Below are 17,825 nucleotides of genomic sequence, written 5' to 3' on the forward strand. Positions count from 1 at the left end.
CTTGCTTTAAACTGGACGTCGGAACCCAAAGACCCCCGACACCAGGCGCCGTCGCCCACATGTCCCTTCATCTAATCAACAATGTCAAAGACCAATCCAGAAAACAAAACCCGGACAACAATCAATCCCCGGTTCATCACCGGAAACCAAAGCCGTCCGTAGCTATCTGGCGACCAACACCGCAGCACCTGGAAACAACCAAGCCGCCGGAAAACCGGCTGCACCGCATCGGTGAAGCGGCATATATGGAGGGCCACCGCAGGCGTCAACGGCCATTTTTCCACAACCCCCGCAAATCCAACCAAAACCCCCGCAACACCTGCGTTTTGGACCGAAACTTTTCTGGCTTCCCCCCCCCAACCAACCCGAATCACCGCCGCTGAATCACTCCCCAAGCACCCCCTCTCAAACGCCCTCACGTCAGAAGAAGCGGAGATCGAGACGCTGGACGTGCGGGCAGCGATGCAATAGTTCGTTGCAATCCGGGGAGTTTATTCCATTCGCATGCGTTCTTTCGCCGCACTCTTGGCGGCCCTGCTTTGGCCAGTCGTGGCCGAGGCCGACACCATTTCGCTATCGGCGCCGCAGTTGTTCGAACTGGCGGACCAGGCCCGCGACCGTGGTGACTATACCATGGCTGAAACCGCCTATCGTGCGCTGGCGGGCAATCCCGACATCGACGTGCGCAATGAAGCCCGCTTTCGCCTGGCACTGATGCTGGCCGATCGCGAGCACAAGCTGAAGGACGCAGCGCTCATGCTGCGCCGCATTCTCGACGAGCGCCCCAAGGCCCAGCGCGTGCGCCTGGAACTGGCCCGCGTGCAGGCGATGATGGGTGACCTTGGCGCCGCCCGGCGGGAAATGCGCGCAGCCCAGGCCGGCGGCCTGCCGCCCGACGTGGAGCGCATGGTTCGTTTCTATGCGGCGGCGCTCAAGGCGCGCAAACCGTTCGGCGGCAGCCTGGACGTGGCCCTCGCCCCAGACAGCAATATCAATCGCGCCACGCGATCCAACACGCTGGGCACCGTGATCGGCGATTTCACCCTGGACCAGGATGCCAAGGCCAAATCGGGCCTGGGCCTGGCGCTGCGCGGACAGACCTATTTCCGCGCGCCACTGGAAAATAACGTCAACCTGCTGGTGCGGGCCAATGGCTCGGCCGATCTTTACCGCAATTCACGATTCGATGACATCCTGGTGGGAATTCAGGCTGGCCCCGAATACGTGCTGGGCGCCGACCGGCTGACTCTGGCCGCCGGGCCGACCTGGCGCTGGTATGGCCTCGATCCCTACAGCACGTCGCTGGGGGTGAGCGCCGATTTCCTGCATCCCATGGGCAAGACCATGCAGGGCCGCGCCGGGCTGGGCGTGACGCATACGGCCAACCGCCGCAACGCGCTGCAGACCGGGGATGTGTTTTCCCTTTCTGCCGGGCTGGACCGCGCCCTCTCCGCGCGCCTGGGCGGCGGGATCCAGGCCTTCGTCAATCGCACCAAGGCGAACGATCCCGGCTGGTCCGACGTGACCGGCGGCGGCGCGCTCTATGCCTTTCGCGAGATCGGCCGGACAACGGTGGTGATCAGCGCCAGTTACAGCCATCTGGAGGCCGATGCCCGGCTTTTCCTCTATCCCCGGCGCCGGGTGGACGACCGCTTTTCGATCGTCGGCAATGCCACCTGGCGCGCGCTGCAATGGCAAGGCCTGGCCCCGATCACCCGGCTGCGCTGGGAGCGCAACCGATCGACCGTGGGCATCTACGACTATCGCCGCGTGGCCGCCGAAGTGGGCGTGACCGCCGCGTTCTGACTGTCAGGCGTGGCCGGTATCGGCGGCCAGGTGCGCCGGATCGATGCCGGCCGCGCGCCAGGTGGCGGACCAGCGCTGTTCGCGCGGCGTGTCGAACAGGATCGCCGGCGAACCTTCGGCCGCGTGCCAGCCGTGGTGGTGCAGTTCTTCCTCAAGCTGCCCCGGTCCCCAGCCGGCATAGCCCAAAGCAATCAGCCAGCGCGAAGGCCCGCGCCCTTCGGCAATGGCGCGCAGCACGTCCATCGAGGCCGAAAGCGTGCACAGCGGGTTGACCGTAACCGAGCCTTCCCCGCCCCAATCGGGCGTGTGCAGCACGAAACCGCGCCCGGTCTCCACCGGGCCGCCGTGCAGCACGGGAACATCGGGCGAATCGCCGGGATCGATGCCGACATCCTCGAGCAGGGCATGGAACGTGATACCCGCGCGCACTTCGCCCAAGCCGATCCCCAACGCGCCATTGGCATCGTGGAGGCAGAGCGCGATCACGGCATGATCGAAGCGCGGATCCATCATGCCCGGCAACGCGAGGAGCAGGCGCCCGGCAAGATACTGCGGGGCATGGTCGGAATAGGAGGCAGCGGTCATGGGGGGCAGATTCAAGCCGCGGCCGCCGTGGCCGAAGGGTCCGCCACCGATCCGCTGCTACCGGTTGGCCCACGGTCCTCCGCCGCATCGAGCAGTCGCTTTTCCAGATTGCGCAACCGCGTTTCGCTGGTGACCTTTTCGCCTAGGATGTCGGTGACATAGAACGTGTCGACCGCGCGCTCGCCATAGGTGGCGATGTGGGCGGAGTGGACCACCAGCCGCGAATCGAACAGCGCGTGGGCCAGCCGGCCCAGCAGAGCAGGGCGATCGCGCGCGCCCACTTCCACCACGGTGAAGCGGTTCGAGGCCTTGTTGTCGTAGATGACGATGGGCTGCACGTCGAACGCCTCGGCCCGCGGGCGCGCCAGCGGGCGCGCGGCCAGCTGCGGCATCAGCTTGACCCGGTTGGACAGCGCATCGGCAATGCTGGCTTTCAGCCGCTCGATATGGCGCGCTTCGTTCAAGGGGCGGCCCAGCGGGTCCTGGACCAGGAAATTGTCCACCGCCAGGCCATTGCGCGTGGTATGGATACGCGCGTCGATGATGTTACCCCCGGCCAGGTGGATCGCCCCGGCCAGGCGATAGAACAGCCCGGCATGATCGGCGGCCAGCACGGTGACCAGCGTGGCGCCGCGCGCGGAATAGTAGTGCGCTTCCACCGACAGTGGCTCGCCCAGGGCGGCATCCATCTGCTGCAGGTTGAGCGCGATGATGTCTTCGGGCTCGGCAATCCAATAGGCATCGCTGAGCTGGCGGCCCACCGTGCCGATCAGCGCGGCGCGCTCCTTGAGCAGTTCGCCCACCGCCTTCTTCTTGGCGGCGATACGTTCGGGGCGGCCGTGCTGCTTATGGCCCAGGCGCAGCATTTCCTCGGTCTGGATGAACAGGTCGCCCAGCAACTGGCGCTTCCACGAATTCCAGATGCCCGGCCCCACTGCGCGGATATCGACGATGGTCAGGATCAGCAGCAGGCGCAGTCGCTCGGCGCTCTGCACTTGCGCGGCAAAATCGGCGATCGTCTTGTAATCGGCCAGGTCGCGCTTGAATGCGGTGGCGCTCATCAACAGGTGCCAGCGCACCAGCCACGAAACCAGCTCGGTCTCTGCCGCGGAAAGTCCCAGCCGTGGGCACAGCTTGCGCGCCACTTCGGCGCCCAGGATCGAATGATCGCCACGCCGGCCCTTGGCAATATCGTGCAGCAGGGTGGCGACATAGAGCACGCGGCGCGAAGCGACCTTCTGCACCACGTTGCTGGCCAACGGATGCGGCTCGCGCTCCTCGCCCTTTTCGATGCGGGCGAGCAGGCCGATGGCGCGGATGGTGTGCTCATCCACTGTATAGTGGTGGTACATGTCGAACTGCATCTGCGCCACGACGCGGCCGAAATCGGGGATGAAGCGGCCGAACACGCCGGCCTCGTTCATCCAGCGCAGCACGGTTTCCGGGTCATGCCGGCTGGTCAGCAATTCCAGGAACAGCGCGTTGGCGCGCGGATCCTTGCGCACGCTGCCATCGATCAGCCCGGCATCGCGCCGCGCCAGGCGCATGGCTTCGGGGTGGATTTCCAGTCCGTGCTTGTCGGCCACCACGAAGATTTCCAGCAGGCGCGCGGGATCCTGGGCAAAGAAATCGTCGCCCGGCACCGAAACCTTGTCTGCCACCAAGGGAAAGCCCGAAACCGTGCGCTTGCGGCGCTGGCGCAGCGCGGCAAAGAAGCCCGGCTTGGTCCGCGCGAACTGTTCATCCAGCTGGGCCATGAACACGCCCGTCAGCGAGCCCACCTGCTTGGCCTGGAGGAAGAAGAACTGCATGAACCGTTCGACCGAGCTTTTGCCCGGTCGATCGGCAAAGGCCATGCGCGCGGCCACTTCGCGTTGCAGGTCGAAGGTCAGGCGATCTTCGGCCCGGCGCGTGATCATGTGAAGGTGGCAACGCACTGCCCAGAAGAAGTTCTCGGCGCGGTGGAACGCGCGGTACTCCGCCGCCGTCAGCAGGCCGACATCGACGAGTTCGGACGGATCGCGCACTTTGTGCACATACTTGCCGATCCAGTAGAGCGTGTGCAGGTCGCGCAGGCCACCCTTGCCCTCTTTCACGTTGGGTTCCACCACATAGCGGCTGTCACCCAGCCGCTTGTGCCGCTCGTTGCGCTCGGCCAGCTTCTCGGCGACGAACTGCCGCTCGGTGCCGGCGCCCACTTCGGCCCAGAACCGGCGCGAGCATTCCTCGTAGACCGCGCGATCACCCCAGACATAGCGCCCCTCGAGCAGCGCGGTGCGAATCGTCAGGTCGCCCTTGGCCATGCGCACCGTCTCGTCCAGCGAACGGCTGGAGTGGCCGACCTTGAGCCCCAGGTCCCACAGGAAATAGAGCATTGCCTCGATCACCTGCTCGCACCAGGCGGTGGGCTTGTTGGGCGTGACAAAGGCGATGTCCACGTCGGAATGCGGCGCCATCTCGCCGCGGCCATAGCCGCCCACGGCCAGCGCGGCGATGCGCTCGCCGGTGGTGCGGTTGCTGGCGCGATAGACATGGCCGATCACGTAATCGTGGATCACGCGCACCAGCTGGTCCACCAGGAACGCCTGGCCTTGCGCGCATTCATAGCCGGCGGATGGCTTGCCGCGCAGGCGGCGGGCCAGCTCATCGCGACCATGGGCCAGCGCGGCGCGCAAATGCTCCACCACCATGGGGCGCGCGCGTGACGGATCGCCGCCGGCATCGACGACGGCACGGGTCACGGCTTCGGCAAGGGTGCGGCGGTCGATGATGGCGCGCTGTTGGGCGATGCGGGGCAAGGTCATGACCCTGCAATAAACGAGGTGGCGTTAAGGGGAAACAGCGCAGACATCGAAGTTTTCACGATAAGCCCGATCGAACATGCGCCCCTTGGGACAGGAACCGGTATCGGCGAAAGCCGCATGCCGGGTTAAAGTTCCCGCTCCATGACACGGCATGGCGCAAAATCGCCTGTGCGCTTTGGGGGTTTGCCAACCACTTGGCCCCTGTGCCAGAAGGCGCGCGATCCCGGCCTTGCCTTGGCCATCCGGCCGTGCCTGGCCCATTCTGCCACGGAGCTTCGCGCTTGTTCGTTTCCCCGGCCCCTGTCCTTTCGGTCCTTTCTGCCGCCGCGGCTGCATCCACGCGCATGCCCCTGCACTGGGACCAGCTGGGCCTGTCGCCCATCGCCTGGGATTTCGGCTTCTTTGCGCTGCGCTGGTATTCGCTGGCCTATCTGGCCGGCATTCTCATCGGCTATTGGCACCTGTCGCGCATGATCCGCCAGCCCGGCGCACCCATGGCGCAACGCCATGCCGATGACCTGTTCTTCTATGCCACGCTGGGCATCATCCTGGGCGGGCGCCTGGGCTACGCCACGTTCTATGCCCCGGAATTGTGGTCCCACCCTTCGGAACTAGTGAAGCTGTGGCAGGGAGGGATGAGCTTCCATGGCGGGCTGATCGGCACCGTGCTGGCCATCGCCTTCGTGTGCTGGCGCAACCGCCTCAGCTTCATCCGGGTGTGCGACTATATTGCCCCATGCGCGCCGATCGGGCTGTTCTTCGGGCGCTGCGCCAATTTCGTGAATGGCGAACTGTGGGGCCGCGTGACCACGGCCGACGTTCCCTGGGCCATGGTGTTTCCCGGCGCCGGGCCCAATCCGCGCCACCCCAGCCAGCTTTACGAAGCCCTGCTGGAAGGCGTGATCCTGGCCACGGTGCTGATCACGCTGTTCTGGAAAACCCGCGCGCGCTGGCGGCCGGGCCTGCTGATGGGCACCTTTGCCACCGGCTATGCCCTCTCGCGCTTCATCGTCGAATTCTATCGCGAACCCGATGCCCAGCTCGAAGACTTTGCCCTGCGCACCGGGCTTTCGATGGGCCAGTGGCTGACCCTGCCAATGCTGGCGATCGGCCTGACTTTGCTGGTCCGCGCCCTGGCCCGGCCGCAACTGGGTACCGTACCACCGCCGCCGGCGGACTGAGCGCACGCGGCAGACCCACGATGCCCGGCGAATCGCGGCCCCCTGAAACGCTCAAGCAGGTCTTTGCCCGGCTGATCCGGGCGGCCGGCCCGATCAGCGTGGCCCACTTCATGGCCGAATCCAACGCCCGCTATTACGCGGCGCGCGACCCGCTGGGAACGGCGGGCGATTTCATCACCGCGCCGGAAGTGAGCCAGATGTTTGGCGAGATGATCGGCCTGTGGCTGGCCGATATCTGGATTCGCGCCGGCCGTCCCACCCCGGTTGCCTATGTTGAAGCGGGCCCCGGGCGCGGCACGCTGGCGCAGGACGCGTTGCGCGCGGCCGCACGCCAGGGCCTGGTGCCCGATGTGCACTTCGTGGAAACCAGCCCCACGCTGCGCGCCGCGCAATGCGCGCGCTTTCCGCAGGCCACCTGGCACGACGATTTTTCCACCCTGCCCCAAGACCGCCCGCTCATGGTGGTGGGCAACGAATTCCTCGATGCCCTGCCGGTGCGGCAACTGGTGCGCATGGCCGATGGCTGGCGCGAACGGATGATCGGCTGGGACGCGGCGAAAGACCGCCTGCTGCCCGTGGCCGGCGATCGCCCGATGGACGCCGCCGTACCGGCAGAACGCGCCGCGGCCCGCGAAGGCACGATCATCGAAACCTGCCCCGCCGCGGCGGCCGTGACCGGCGATGTGGCGCTGCGCCTCGCGGCCCAGGGAGGCGTGGCGCTATGGATCGATTACGGCCATGCCCAGCCCCGCGATGGCAGCACGCTCCAGGCGGTGCGGGCCCATGCCAAGGTCGATCCCTTTGCCGATCCGGGCGAGGCAGACCTCACCGCCCTGGTCGATTTCGCCGCACTGGTGCCGGCCGTCGCCAGCGCCGGCGCAAGGTGCGATGGCGTGGTCACGCAAGGCGAATTCCTCAGGTGTCTCGGGATCGAGGCGCGCGCGGCCGGGCTTGCCCGCCACGCCCCCGGCCAGGCTGCCGTCCTGGCGCGCGCCCTGCATCGGCTGGTTCATCCCGATGAAATGGGCAACTTGTTCAAGGCCATGGCCTTTTCCGCAGTGCACTGGCCAAAGGGCGCTGCATTCTAAACGCTTTGTCGATTGCATTGCGGCAGCGCAAAACGTCCGCATTTGCCCCAATAAAATGCTTGTTGGCAAAGCCGCAATTCTGTGGCTATCACGCTTTATAACTGTTTGGGCCTGGCACGTGCATATCACGGCGGCCCAGCGCGCATGATACCCGGCGATGTTCGCCGCCGCGCGCAAGGAGGGGGAAATACCGTGCCCGGCCGTTCCAGGCGGGGTGGCAGCAGGCAGGGATTATCAATGGCTGATGAGGCAATTGTGAACGCAAGCGGCACAGATTCGCCCGCCGTCCACGACGGTGCGGGCGTCGATGAAGGCGTGCGTCGGCGCGATTTCATCAATATCGCGGCAGTGAGTTTTGCCGGAGTGGGTGGACTGGCGGTGCTGGTGCCGCTGGTTTCGCAGATGGCGCCGTCGGCCGACGTGCTCGCCGAAAGCTCTACCGAGATCGACATCTCGCAAATCGCGCCCGGCCAGGCGATCAAGGCGGTGTTCCGCAAGCAGCCGGTCTTCGTGCGCAACCTGACGCCGGTCGAAATCGGCGAGGCCGACAAGGTGCCAACCTCGAGCCTGCGCGATCCGCAGACGCTGGAAGAGCGCACCAAGGCGGGCAAGAAGAACTGGCTGATCACCATGGGCGTGTGCACCCACCTGGGCTGCGTGCCGCTGGGCGCCGGCGAAGGTGAAGTGAAGGGCGAGTTCGGCGGGTATTTCTGCCCGTGCCACGGCTCGGTCTATGATACCGCCGCGCGCATCCGCAAGGGCCCGGCGCCCAAGAACCTGGAAGTGCCGCCTTATGAATTCACGTCCGACACTGTCGTGAAGATCGGCTGAGGATAGACACGATGAGCTTTCCCTGGGCGAAAGAATACAAGCCAAGCCACCCGCTGATGCAGTGGCTGGACGAGAAGCTGCCGCTGCCGCGCTTCGTCTACAACGCCGTCGGCGCCGGTTATCCGGTGCCACGCAATCTCAACTATTTCTGGAACTTCGGCATACTTGCCGGGGTCTGCCTGATGTTGCAGATCGTCACCGGCGTGGTCCTGGCGATGCACTACGCCGCCAATTCGGGCGTGGCGTTCGACAGCGTCGAACACATCATGCGCGACGTGAACTGGGGCTGGATGCTGCGCTACGCGCATGCCAACGGCGCCTCGGCGTTCTTCGTGGTGGTCTATATCCACATTTTCCGCGGGTTCTTCTTCTCCTCTTACAAGGCCCCGCGCGAGATGATCTGGCTTTTGGGCGTGACCATCTTCCTGTTGATGATGGCCACGGCGTTCATGGGCTACGTGCTCCCCTGGGGGCAGATGAGCTTCTGGGGCGCCAAGGTCATCACCGGCCTGTTCTCGGCCATTCCCGTGGTCGGCGAACCGCTGCAACAGTGGCTGCTGGGCGGCTTTGCACCCGATAACGCCGCGCTCAACCGCTTCTTCAGCTTGCACTTCCTGCTGCCCTTCGTGATCCTGGGCGTGGTGATCCTGCACATCTGGGCGCTGCATATCCCCGGCTCTTCCAACCCCACTGGCGTGGAAGTGAAGACCGAATCCGACACGGTGCCCTTCCATCCCTATTACACGGCGAAGGATGGCTTCGGGCTGGGGGTCTTCGCGATCCTCTATTGCACCATGCTGTTCTTCCTCCCCAACGCGCTGGGTCACCCGGACAACTACATCCAGGCCAACCCGCTTTCCACGCCCGCGCACATCGTACCTGAATGGTATTTCTGGCCGTTCTACGCGATCCTGCGCGCCTTCACCGCCGATTTCCTGTTCATCCCGGCCAAGCTGATGGGCGTGCTGGCGATGTTCTCGGCGATCCTGGTGTGGTTCTTCCTGCCTTGGCTGGATACCTCGCCGGTGCGTTCGGGCCACTATCGCCCGCTGTTCCGCAAGTTCTTCTACCTGCTCGTCATCGACGTGCTGGTGCTGGGCTATTGCGGTGGCTCGCCGGCCGAAACCAAGTACGTGCTGATCTCGCAGATCGCCGCCACGTACTATTTCCTCCACTTCCTCGTGATCCTGCCGATCGTCGCCTCGATCGAGAAGCCGGCCCCGCTGCCGTTCTCGATCACCGAAGCGGTGCTGGGCAAGGATGACCAGACCGCCCCGGCCGCCTGAGCCAGCGAAGCGCAAAAGAGAGAGAACCCCATGGTCCGTCTTTTTGGTCCTCTTGTCGGCCTCTTCTTCGCCGTCGCGCTGCTCTGGTCGTTCGGCGTTGGCGCGATCCAGGCGATCCGCGAGCCCGAACCCACCACGGCGGTGCAGGAATTCCACCTTGCCCCCAAGGAGCCGGAACCCGGCTTCTCGTTCAATGGCCCGTTCGGCAAGTTCAACCAGGCGCAGTTGCAGCGCGGCTTCCAGGTCTACAAGGAAGTCTGCTCCAACTGCCACTCGCTGCATTTCGTCGCGTTCCGCGATCTGGCCGCGCTGGGCTATACCGAAGCGGAAGTGAAAGCGATCGCCAAGGAATGGGGCACCAAGGCCAAGGTCCAGGATCCCAAGACCGGTGACGAAACCGAGCGCGACAACGTGCCCGCCGATCACTTCCCCAAGGTCTATTACGCCGGCACCGGCAACCCGCCAGATCTGTCGCTGGTCACCAAGGCCCGGCACGAAGGCCCGGAATACGTCTATTCGCTGCTGACCGGCTATCAGGAACAGCCTGCCGAGCTGCTCAAGAAGTATCCTGATGCCAAGACGCCCGATGGCCTCTATTACAACCCCTACTTCGCCAACCTGAATATCGCCATGCCGGCTCCCCTGGCCGACGATCAGGTGACCTATGGCGACGGGACCAAGGCCACCAAGGAACAGATGGCTGCCGACGTGGCCGCCTTCCTGACCTGGACCGCCGAACCCAAGATGGAAAAGCGCAAGCAGACCGGCTGGGCCGTGCTGGGTTTCCTCCTCGCGGCCACCGCGCTGGCTTACCTTGCCAAGCGGAACGTGTGGTCGAAGGTCCACTAAGAACCGCCCCTGTGCGAAAACGAAAAGGCCACCGGAAACGGTGGCCTTTTTCATGGGTTGACGGCACAGCGCCGCCACGCCCCTCCCCTCCGCGAAAGCATGTCATGACGCCCGACGATCTCAAGGCCCTGGTCCGCGCCGTGCCCGATTTCCCACAGCCCGGCATCCTGTTCCGTGACGTGACCACGCTGATTGCGCATGGGCCGGGCTTTGCCGCGACAATCGATCATCTGGCGCGGCGGGTGCAGGACAGCGGTGCGGGCCTGATCGCGGGAATGGAGGCGCGCGGCTTCATCTTCGGCGCAGCGGCCGCCGCCCATGCGAGCCTGGGCTTCGTGCCCGTGCGCAAGCCGGGCAAACTGCCCGTCGCCACGCTCGGCGTGGACTATGACCTGGAATATGGCACCGACCGGCTGGAAATAGACCCCACGGCAATCGTGCCGGGGACGCGGGTGGCCATCGTCGACGATCTGATCGCCACCGGCGGCACGGCGCTCGCCGCCACGCACCTGTTGCGCCAGGCCGGCGCGATCGTGACCCACGCCTTTTTCGTCATCGACCTGTGCGATCTGCCCGGCGCGCGGCGCCTGCGCGAGGCGGGCGTGACCGTTGATGCCCTGATGGATTTTCCGGGTCACTGACCACGGCCGGCGGGAGGGGCTTTCAGGCGATCTCCCTCTCCACTTGCGCGGGAGGGCACCGCAAACTCCCCCTCCCGTTCGCGGGAGGGGGTCGGGGGGGCCTGTTACACCTCCACCCTCATCAATCCACCAGCATCAGCGCATCCAGCGCCACCACGCCCTCGCCCTTGGGATGCAGGATCACCGGGTTGAGGTCGATCTCGCGAATCGAAGGCTCCGCCCGCAGGACCTGGCCCACCTTGACGATCAGCGCGGCCAGCGCCGGCACATCGAGCACGGGCGACCCGCGATAGCCGGCCAGCAGTGCCGCACTCTTCAGTTGCATGAGTTCGGCTTCCACCGCCTCTTGCGTCAGGTCTGCGGTCAGCAGGCGCACATCCTGCAGGATCTCGGCGGTCACCCCACCAAACCCGGCCAGCACCACCGGCCCCCATTCGGGATCGTTCTTGGCGCCCACGATCATTTCCAGACCACGCTTGCCCATCGCCTCGATCAGCACGCCGTCCAGCTTGATCGTGGCATCATAGGCCGCCACGTTGGCAAACATGCGGGTCCAGGCTTCGTGCACGGCCGCATCGTCGGCCAGGTTCAGGATCACCCCGCCGGCATCGCTCTTGTGGCCCAGCGCGGCCGCCTGCGCCTTCATCGCCACTGGATAGCCCACGGCCTGGGCGGCTGCCACGGCATCATCGGCACTGGCGGCAAACTGCCCCTTGGGAAAGGCAACGCCGGCCGGGGCCAGCAGTTGCTTGGCCTTGTATTCGGGAATCACGCCGGTCACATCGGCAAGGCCGGGCACCGCCAGCGCCGGGGCATCGGTGACCAAAAGATCGCGGGCAGACCAGTGCGTGAGGCGGGTGATCGCCCGCAGCGCGCGTTCGGTGGTGGGGAACCAGGGAATGCCGGCTGCGCGCAGGGCGGCAATGCGCTCCGCCGGAACGTCTGCGCCTTCGTCCAGCCCGGCAAAGATCAGCGGCTTGGTCAGCGTCTTGCCTTCCACGGCGGCCAGGATCGCGGGGAACTTGATCGCGCAAGTGATCGCCTCGGCCTGGATGATCCCGGCCAGCACCGTGCCCACCCGGTCGTCGGCCAGCAGCGCATCGAGCGTGCGGGTATAGATCGCCGGTTCCGACAGGCCCTGCGCCGTGATGTCGAGCGGGTTGGACACCGGCACGAAAGGCGGCAGGGCGGCCCGCAACGCGGGTGAATCCTCGTCATGCAGCGCCGCCAGCTCCAGGCCGAGTTCTTCGGCCAGATCGAGCGTCAGCGCCTTAAACGCGCCGGATTCACCCAGCACCGCCGCCGCACCCGAAGGCGCGATGGGGCAGCGCGCGGCAATCTCGGCAATGTCGCCAAGTTCCTCCAGCGTTTCGGCAAAGATCACCCCGGCGCGGGCCACCATCGCGCGCATCAGCTTGTAATCGCCCGCCATCGCCCCGGTGTGCGTCGCCGCCGATTCGCGTGCCGCGCTCGATTTGCCCGGATGCAGCAGCACCACCGGCTTGCCAGCGGCCCGCGCCCGGCGCGCCGCCGCCAGGAAGCGCTGCGGCTTGCGGAACTGCTCCACGATCATGGCAATGGCATGGGTGTCCGGATCGTCGACCAGCCAATCGACAAAGTCTTCGACACCGCTCGCGGCTTCGTTGCCAGTGGAAACCGAATAGGAAACCCCGCATTCGCGCGCCAGCAGCATGGTGCCCAGCACCGCCGCCATGGCGCCCGATTGGGAAACGATGCCCACCGCGCGCTTGCCGGCGGGCGGCACGGCGTTGGTCTCCACGAAAGTGAGCGGAATGCGGTCGACATAGTTGACCAGGCCCAGGCAGTTGGGCCCTTCCACCACCATGCCCGCTTCGGCAGCCAGCCGCGCGATCTCGCGCTGTTCAGCCAGTCCTTCCTCGCCTCCCTCGGCAAAGCCGGCCGAAAAGATCACCACACCGCCGGCCTTGCGCGCGGCCAGGCTGCGCACGGCATCAAGCACACCCACGCGCGGAATGGCCAGCACGGCCACGTCCACGCCTTCGGGCAGCGCGTCGACGCTGGGATAGCATTTGCGCCCGCCGATCTCTTCGCGCTTGGGATTTACCGGATAGATCGCCCCGGCATATCCATTGCGCTCCAGGTTGCTGAGCAGCGTCGCGCCGAGCGCTCCGGGCTTGTCCGATGCACCGACCACGGCCACCGATTGCGGGCGCAGGAAACGGGCGATCGCCTGATGCGACAGAACGGGTTCAACAGCCATGACATCCTCCGAATTTCGCTATGACATATAACAATCAGCGAAACGCGGCAAGCGGCGAGTGACCAGCATGCCCCAATGGCCTGCCTCCCCTGGCATCCACCACAAACATGACGACAATGGTTGACGAGACACGATCGCCCATGGCAAGCGCTTTGGCCGAAGCGGGCGGGTATAGCTTAGTGGTAAAGCCCTAGCCTTCCAAGCTAGTTATGCGGGTTCGATTCCCGCTACCCGCTCCACAGCGTCCTCCCAGGAGGTCCCAAGACGGCCTGTAAGCGGCTGTTTTTTACAGCTTTTTGTTGGTATAATGTCCCGGCAGTTCCGGCGATGTTTCACCCAATATCAGAACAAAATGGGCACATTGATGGACCTGCAGCCAACCGAGCTGAAGGGAGGTCCATCAAAATGGGCGAACGGAAATCAGGGCTAACGGCATCATCGGTCGCGCGCGCCAGGCCGAAGGACAAGGCATACAAGCTGTCCGACCACGACGGTCTGTACCTTCTGGTGAAGCCGACCGGCGCACGGTACTGGCGGATGAACTACCGCTTCCATAATCTGCAGCGGACGGTGACCTTCGGGCGCTATCCGGAATTGCTGCTGGCCGATGCCCGGCAGCGACTCCTCAACGCACGGCGTCTGCTGGCAGATGGCATCGACCCGATCGATCAGGCCAAGCTCAACAAGATCCAGGAATCCATCTCGTTCGCCAACACGTTCAAGACGGTCTCGGACGAGTGGCTGGAAAAGGTCCTGCTGGAGGAGAAGGCCCCAGCGTCGATCAAGAAATATCAATGGCAGTTGGGGCTCGTCATGCCGTCCATCGGCAATCGTCCCATCGCCAAGCTTACCGCGCACGAGGTGCTGCTCGCGCTGAAGAAGATCGAGCGCACCAGGAAATTCTATACCGCCACCAGCGTGCGCGCGACCTGTAGCCAGGTGTTTCGCTACGCCATCGCCACCGCGCGCGCGGAGCGCGACGTCTGCGCGGATTTGCGCGGCGCCCTGGTTACGCCCAAAGTCGTGCACCGCGCCGCGATTACCACGCCGAGGGAGGCCGGTGCCCTCCTTCGATCGATTGAGGATTACGAGGGCGACCACCAAACCCGAGTCGCCATGCGTCTCCTGCCCCACGTCTTTGTGCGGCCTGGTGAACTGCGCCATGCCGAGTGGAAGGAGTTCGACTTCGAGCGCAACGTCTGGATCATCCCGGAGCACAAGGCAAAGATGCGCCGGCCCCATGCCATACCGCTATCGCGGCAGGCCTTGGCCATCATCGGCGACATCGCACACGATCCGACCTACAGCATCTACTTGTTTCCCTCGCTGCGCTCGGCTACGCGCCCGATGTCCGACAACACCATCAATGCCGCGCTGCGCCGCATGGGTTACGGCAAGGACGAAATGACCGCCCACGGCTTTCGGGCGATGGCGGCAACCTTGCTCAACGAGATGGGCATCTGGAACGCCGACGCCATCGAGCGTCAGCTTGCCCACGTCGAAGCCAATGCCGTGCGACGTGCCTATACGCGCGGGCAATACTGGGACGAGCGTGTGCGCATGATGCAGCACTGGTCTGATTATCTCGATAGTTTGCGTGACGGCGCCAAGGTGCTGCGCCCGAATTTCGGGAGCACAGCACTCGGATGATGACACGCAACCGCGAACTTGCGGGTGGCACCCGATCTGTGATGTTTTCCGCCGAGCCCGCGGACCATTCGGCCTGAGATCGACCAGATCGTCCACCAGACGCCCCAGGCATTCACTGATCAGCGAATATGGACTTTTGAGTGAATATACGATAGAAAGCCTTTATTCACTGGGCAGAAAATATGTTGAGATTTGAAACTGAAGAACAGGAACTGTTAGATGGGCTCGTTGATGCGATCGGCAGCTTACCCGAAGGAAAAGCCTGGATCGCGGGTCGGGAGATCATGCTCACGCAACGTGGCGGCCGAGTCGACGCCATTATCGAGGCGATGATCGCAGGTCGGTCGCTCCAGCTTCTTGTCGAAGCAAAACGCGAGGCCTTTCCGCGTGACGTGCGCGAAGCAATCTGGACGCTAAGCAAGCATCTCGCCCATCAGAACGAAACCGACCGTAACGTCGTGCCCTTCTTCGTCGCGCGCGCCATATCACCCGGCGCACGCACGATACTGCGCGAGGAGAAAGTCGGATTTTACGACCTGGGTGGGACGCTCTACATCCCGGCACCGAACACATTCGTATATATTGATCGCCCCGTTCCGCCCAAGGATAGCAAGGCATTCGGGTCGATATTCCAGGGCCAGCGTGCTCGGGTGGTCGATGAAATCTTCGCGAGACGTCCCGATTGGGTCAGCGTCAAGCAGATTGCCGATGATGCCGAAGTCTCGCGGGCCACCGCATCCAACACGCTCAGCGAAATGGAGCGGCGTGAATGGGTAGAGGTTGAAGGCGCCGGGCCTTCGAAACTGCGCCGGCTGCGCGCACCGAGGCTTGTCCTAGACGCCTGGACCGATTTCCTCGCCGATCAAAAGCCGCTCAAGTTCGACCGCTACTATGTCTCGAGCGCTAACGTTGAGGAACTCGCCCGAAAGCTCGATCGGGCGTGCGATGAGGCAAATGCTGCCTATGCTGTCACGTCGGAGGCGGCTGCGCAGGCTTATGCGCCCTATCTCACCAGCGTCACTCAACTCCGTTGTCGAATCATCCCCGGCCCCCAGCGCGATCTCGCGCTCGAACGTCTGCACGCCCGCCCGGTCTCGGAAGGCTGGAACCTTGCCGTGATCGAAACCAGGGCGCGCGGTGACGTCACCGTCGGCGAGCGGATTGACGGGGTCGCCCTCGCCCGGCCGCTGCAAGTCTATCTCGACCTGCTGCAGGGGTCGGGTCGCGCCAAGGACATGGCCGCCCATCTCCGTAAAGAGCGGCTCGAGCAGTAATGGCCAAGCCTCGTACCATCGGCGGCTATGGCGCCGTTGTCACCGAAGGCTGCGAGCGGGTTCTGCAGCCACTGGTCGAGCGCGCTGCGGCGCCAGCCCACGCAGCGCGTGGCAATGCGCGACTGCTTCGGAAAGGTCCCGTTCTGGACCTTGCGATAGAGCGTCGCGCGCGAAAGCCCGGTTTCCTTGAGCACCTGGGGCAGACGCACGAACGAGTTGGGTGAGGCGGTATTCATGTGGCACATCCTTCCTGTTCGATGGGTTGGATTGGCCGGCCACGAGTAGAATTGGGGCGTTGCGGGAAAAGCGCAAGCTCCTGAGAATCCGAGTAATGCTGCGTCTGCCGCCAGCACATTACCCGATACACCGAAGCGCACCGGCACGATCTCGCACGAACACCCAAAAAATTTTGCGAGCAGGCGCTCGGCGGCTCGCAAACCGCCAGAGTCGATGGTGTTGCGCAGTCCGTCGCGCCCCAATCAGTATTTCCACGCGAATCAGTCTTGCGCGGCAAGACCGATCAGTAAGCGCCGTTTTGACCCCACCTTGCGCAGATTTTTGGGTGTTGCAGTTGTGTATGGATGGATGACGCAACGCCAACGAGCACACTGGACACGGATGCTGGAGCGGCTCTGAAGCCGGTCCGGCGTCTTGAAGTTTTGAAGGGGACGACCGGCCGGCGCCGGACCTGGACGCTGGAAGAGAAGCTGGCGCTGGTTGCGGAGATGGAGCGCAGTGGCAACATTGCCGCGTTTTCGCGGGAGACCGCATTGCTATCCGCCGCGCCGCCGCTGTGCCACACATGCGCGCACCAGCCAGGCGCTGCCACACCAGCGCCATAGCCACTGGCATAGGCAAGACGCGGCGTGGTCCAAGGCGCCCACGTGGCTTTGATCTTCACCTTGGCGCGGCCCTTGAGCAGAGCGCGGTCGGCGGCAAGACTGTGCTTTTCTGCCAGAGCAGGCACATGCCAGGCGCCGCAAACCACCGCCACCGGACCGGCGCTGTCCTTGGCGACGCGGGCGATCTCGATCCGCATATGCGCCTCGCGCGCAGCCTCGTAAGCAGGGAGCGGGCCGGATTCGCGTCGCAGCGCAGTCATGGCATCGGCAACGGCGGCAAAGACCGGGCCGGGAGAAGGGTTCTGCTCGATGACATCGGCCCACCATGATTCGCCATCATCGTAGCCAGCAGCCTGTGCCAGCGAGCCGATTGGATCTTGGGCGATAGGGTTGGGCGGTATCTCTGGTGCGGCATTGTCCTCCTCGGCCAGACGGTCGGCGGCGGGGAGGTCGATAAAGAGCAAATCGGCGCCATGGGCCAGCGACCAGCGGGCCGCCTGGAACTCGGGCGAATATTCGGCGAATGGGAAGAAGCTCGCGCGGGAGGGATCGTCCTGCGCATAGGTCAGCAGCGCGACCGGTGTTTCCAGCGCCGGATCGGCCAGCATCGAAAGCAGGTGCGTGGCGTCGGCCGGCCCCTCGATCAGCACCGCGCAGGGGCGTAGATCATCCAGCGCCTCAACCAGCCGCCGGGCCGAGCCTGGGCCATGGTGGCGGATGCCGAAATAGGAGACCGGCGCGACCAC

Annotated in this window: 15 protein-coding genes and 1 tRNA gene; 11 read left to right on the forward strand and 5 right to left on the reverse strand. The window is 64.7% G+C overall.

Translation table 11 applies throughout. The annotated features are described in order from the left end of the window. Positions 1–383 (forward strand): hypothetical protein (locus FHW94_RS23030; protein ID WP_210425593.1); only part of this gene is annotated, 383 nt, incomplete at its 5' end. Positions 384–504: 121 nt separating this feature from the next. Then, positions 505–1,806, forward strand: a complete 1,302-nt coding sequence (locus FHW94_RS09420; RefSeq protein ID WP_168555597.1) for a surface lipoprotein assembly modifier — start codon at positions 505–507, stop codon at positions 1,804–1,806. A gap of 3 nt (positions 1,807–1,809) precedes the next feature. Here FHW94_RS09420 and FHW94_RS09425 read toward each other — a convergent pair whose 3' ends face one another. Both FHW94_RS09425 and FHW94_RS09430 read right to left on the reverse strand, forming a co-directional pair. Beyond that, positions 1,810–2,391 carry a YqgE/AlgH family protein gene (locus FHW94_RS09425; protein ID WP_246866048.1) on the reverse strand — a complete coding sequence of 194 codons (582 nt, stop codon included), beginning with the start codon at positions 2,389–2,391 and terminating at the stop codon, positions 1,810–1,812. A gap of 11 nt (positions 2,392–2,402) precedes the next feature. Then, entirely contained in the window at positions 2,403–5,195 is a 2,793-nt protein-coding gene (locus tag FHW94_RS09430; RefSeq protein ID WP_168555598.1) for a [protein-PII] uridylyltransferase, read from the reverse strand. Positions 5,196–5,539: 344 nt separating this feature from the next. Between FHW94_RS09430 and lgt the strand changes: the two genes are divergently transcribed. The 6 genes from lgt to FHW94_RS09460 all read left to right on the forward strand — a co-directional run bounded on the left by lgt (position 5,540) and on the right by FHW94_RS09460 (position 11,071). Next, positions 5,540–6,376, forward strand: a complete 837-nt coding sequence (gene lgt / locus FHW94_RS09435) for a prolipoprotein diacylglyceryl transferase (protein ID WP_168555599.1) — start codon at positions 5,540–5,542, stop codon at positions 6,374–6,376. A 20-nt stretch (positions 6,377–6,396) separates the two neighbouring features. Continuing rightward, positions 6,397–7,464 (forward strand): SAM-dependent methyltransferase, encoded by a 1,068-nt coding sequence (locus tag FHW94_RS09440; protein WP_168555600.1) that lies wholly within the window; start codon positions 6,397–6,399, stop codon positions 7,462–7,464. Positions 7,465–7,701: 237 nt separating this feature from the next. Beyond that, the gene (gene petA, locus FHW94_RS09445; protein ID WP_168555601.1) at positions 7,702–8,295 is read left to right on the forward strand and encodes a ubiquinol-cytochrome c reductase iron-sulfur subunit; all 594 of its coding nucleotides are present in this window, start codon (positions 7,702–7,704) and stop codon (positions 8,293–8,295) included. Between the two features lie 11 nt (positions 8,296–8,306). After that, entirely contained in the window at positions 8,307–9,581 is a 1,275-nt protein-coding gene (locus FHW94_RS09450; protein WP_168555602.1) for a cytochrome b N-terminal domain-containing protein, read from the forward strand. A gap of 30 nt (positions 9,582–9,611) precedes the next feature. Beyond that, positions 9,612–10,430, forward strand: a complete 819-nt coding sequence (locus FHW94_RS09455) for a cytochrome c1 (protein ID WP_168555603.1) — start codon at positions 9,612–9,614, stop codon at positions 10,428–10,430. 104 nt (positions 10,431–10,534) lie between these two features. Then, the gene (locus tag FHW94_RS09460; protein ID WP_168555604.1) at positions 10,535–11,071 is read left to right on the forward strand and encodes an adenine phosphoribosyltransferase; all 537 of its coding nucleotides are present in this window, start codon (positions 10,535–10,537) and stop codon (positions 11,069–11,071) included. A 121-nt stretch (positions 11,072–11,192) separates the two neighbouring features. Here FHW94_RS09460 and FHW94_RS09465 read toward each other — a convergent pair whose 3' ends face one another. Continuing rightward, positions 11,193–13,313, reverse strand: a complete 2,121-nt coding sequence (locus FHW94_RS09465; RefSeq protein WP_168555605.1) for an acetate--CoA ligase family protein — start codon at positions 13,311–13,313, stop codon at positions 11,193–11,195. Between the two features lie 165 nt (positions 13,314–13,478). On the opposite strand from FHW94_RS09465, the gene FHW94_RS09470 reads away from it, so the two are divergent. The 3 genes from FHW94_RS09470 to FHW94_RS09480 all read left to right on the forward strand — a co-directional run bounded on the left by FHW94_RS09470 (position 13,479) and on the right by FHW94_RS09480 (position 16,237). Next, positions 13,479–13,552 (forward strand) — tRNA-Gly (locus FHW94_RS09470). 166 nt (positions 13,553–13,718) lie between these two features. Then, positions 13,719–14,963: an integrase arm-type DNA-binding domain-containing protein gene (locus FHW94_RS09475; protein ID WP_168555606.1), complete on the forward strand. Its 1,245-nt coding sequence runs from the start codon at positions 13,719–13,721 to the stop codon at positions 14,961–14,963. Between the two features lie 182 nt (positions 14,964–15,145). Continuing rightward, on the forward strand, positions 15,146–16,237 hold the full coding sequence (locus FHW94_RS09480; RefSeq protein ID WP_168555607.1) for a hypothetical protein: 1,092 nt from the start codon (positions 15,146–15,148) through the stop codon (positions 16,235–16,237). On the opposite strand, the gene FHW94_RS23705 is transcribed toward FHW94_RS09480, so the two are convergent. Both FHW94_RS23705 and FHW94_RS09490 read right to left on the reverse strand, forming a co-directional pair. Continuing rightward, positions 16,159–16,482, reverse strand: a complete 324-nt coding sequence (locus tag FHW94_RS23705; protein WP_349237509.1) for an AlpA family phage regulatory protein — start codon at positions 16,480–16,482, stop codon at positions 16,159–16,161. The genes FHW94_RS09480 and FHW94_RS23705 overlap by 79 nt on opposite strands. A 275-nt stretch (positions 16,483–16,757) precedes the next feature. Further along, on the reverse strand, positions 16,758–17,825 hold the full coding sequence (locus FHW94_RS09490) for a DUF5682 family protein (protein WP_210425594.1): 1,068 nt from the start codon (positions 17,823–17,825) through the stop codon (positions 16,758–16,760).

Source organism: Novosphingobium sp. SG720, from assembly GCF_012275365.1.
GTDB classification, from domain to species: Bacteria; Pseudomonadota; Alphaproteobacteria; order Sphingomonadales; family Sphingomonadaceae; genus Novosphingobium; species Novosphingobium rhizosphaerae.

Excerpts from the sequence above, each read along its gene's own strand:
- FHW94_RS09460 (WP_168555604.1), top strand. The coding sequence starts at position 10,535 with ATGACGCCCGACGATCTCAAGGCCCTGGTCCGCGCCGTGCCCGATTTC.
- FHW94_RS09475 (WP_168555606.1), top strand. The coding sequence starts at position 13,719 with ATGGGCGAACGGAAATCAGGGCTAACGGCATCATCGGTCGCGCGCGCC.
- petA (WP_168555601.1), top strand. The coding sequence starts at position 7,702 with ATGGCTGATGAGGCAATTGTGAACGCAAGCGGCACAGATTCGCCCGCC.
- FHW94_RS09450 (WP_168555602.1), top strand. The coding sequence starts at position 8,307 with ATGAGCTTTCCCTGGGCGAAAGAATACAAGCCAAGCCACCCGCTGATG.
- FHW94_RS09455 (WP_168555603.1), top strand. The coding sequence starts at position 9,612 with ATGGTCCGTCTTTTTGGTCCTCTTGTCGGCCTCTTCTTCGCCGTCGCG.
- FHW94_RS09480 (WP_168555607.1), top strand. The coding sequence starts at position 15,146 with ATGTTGAGATTTGAAACTGAAGAACAGGAACTGTTAGATGGGCTCGTT.
- FHW94_RS09430 (WP_168555598.1), bottom strand. The coding sequence starts at position 5,195 with ATGACCTTGCCCCGCATCGCCCAACAGCGCGCCATCATCGACCGCCGC.
- FHW94_RS23705 (WP_349237509.1), bottom strand. The coding sequence starts at position 16,482 with ATGTGCCACATGAATACCGCCTCACCCAACTCGTTCGTGCGTCTGCCC.
- FHW94_RS09425 (WP_246866048.1), bottom strand. The coding sequence starts at position 2,391 with ATGACCGCTGCCTCCTATTCCGACCATGCCCCGCAGTATCTTGCCGGG.
- FHW94_RS09440 (WP_168555600.1), top strand. The coding sequence starts at position 6,397 with ATGCCCGGCGAATCGCGGCCCCCTGAAACGCTCAAGCAGGTCTTTGCC.
- FHW94_RS09465 (WP_168555605.1), bottom strand. The coding sequence starts at position 13,313 with ATGGCTGTTGAACCCGTTCTGTCGCATCAGGCGATCGCCCGTTTCCTG.
- FHW94_RS09420 (WP_168555597.1), top strand. The coding sequence starts at position 505 with ATGCGTTCTTTCGCCGCACTCTTGGCGGCCCTGCTTTGGCCAGTCGTG.
- lgt (WP_168555599.1), top strand. The coding sequence starts at position 5,540 with ATGCCCCTGCACTGGGACCAGCTGGGCCTGTCGCCCATCGCCTGGGAT.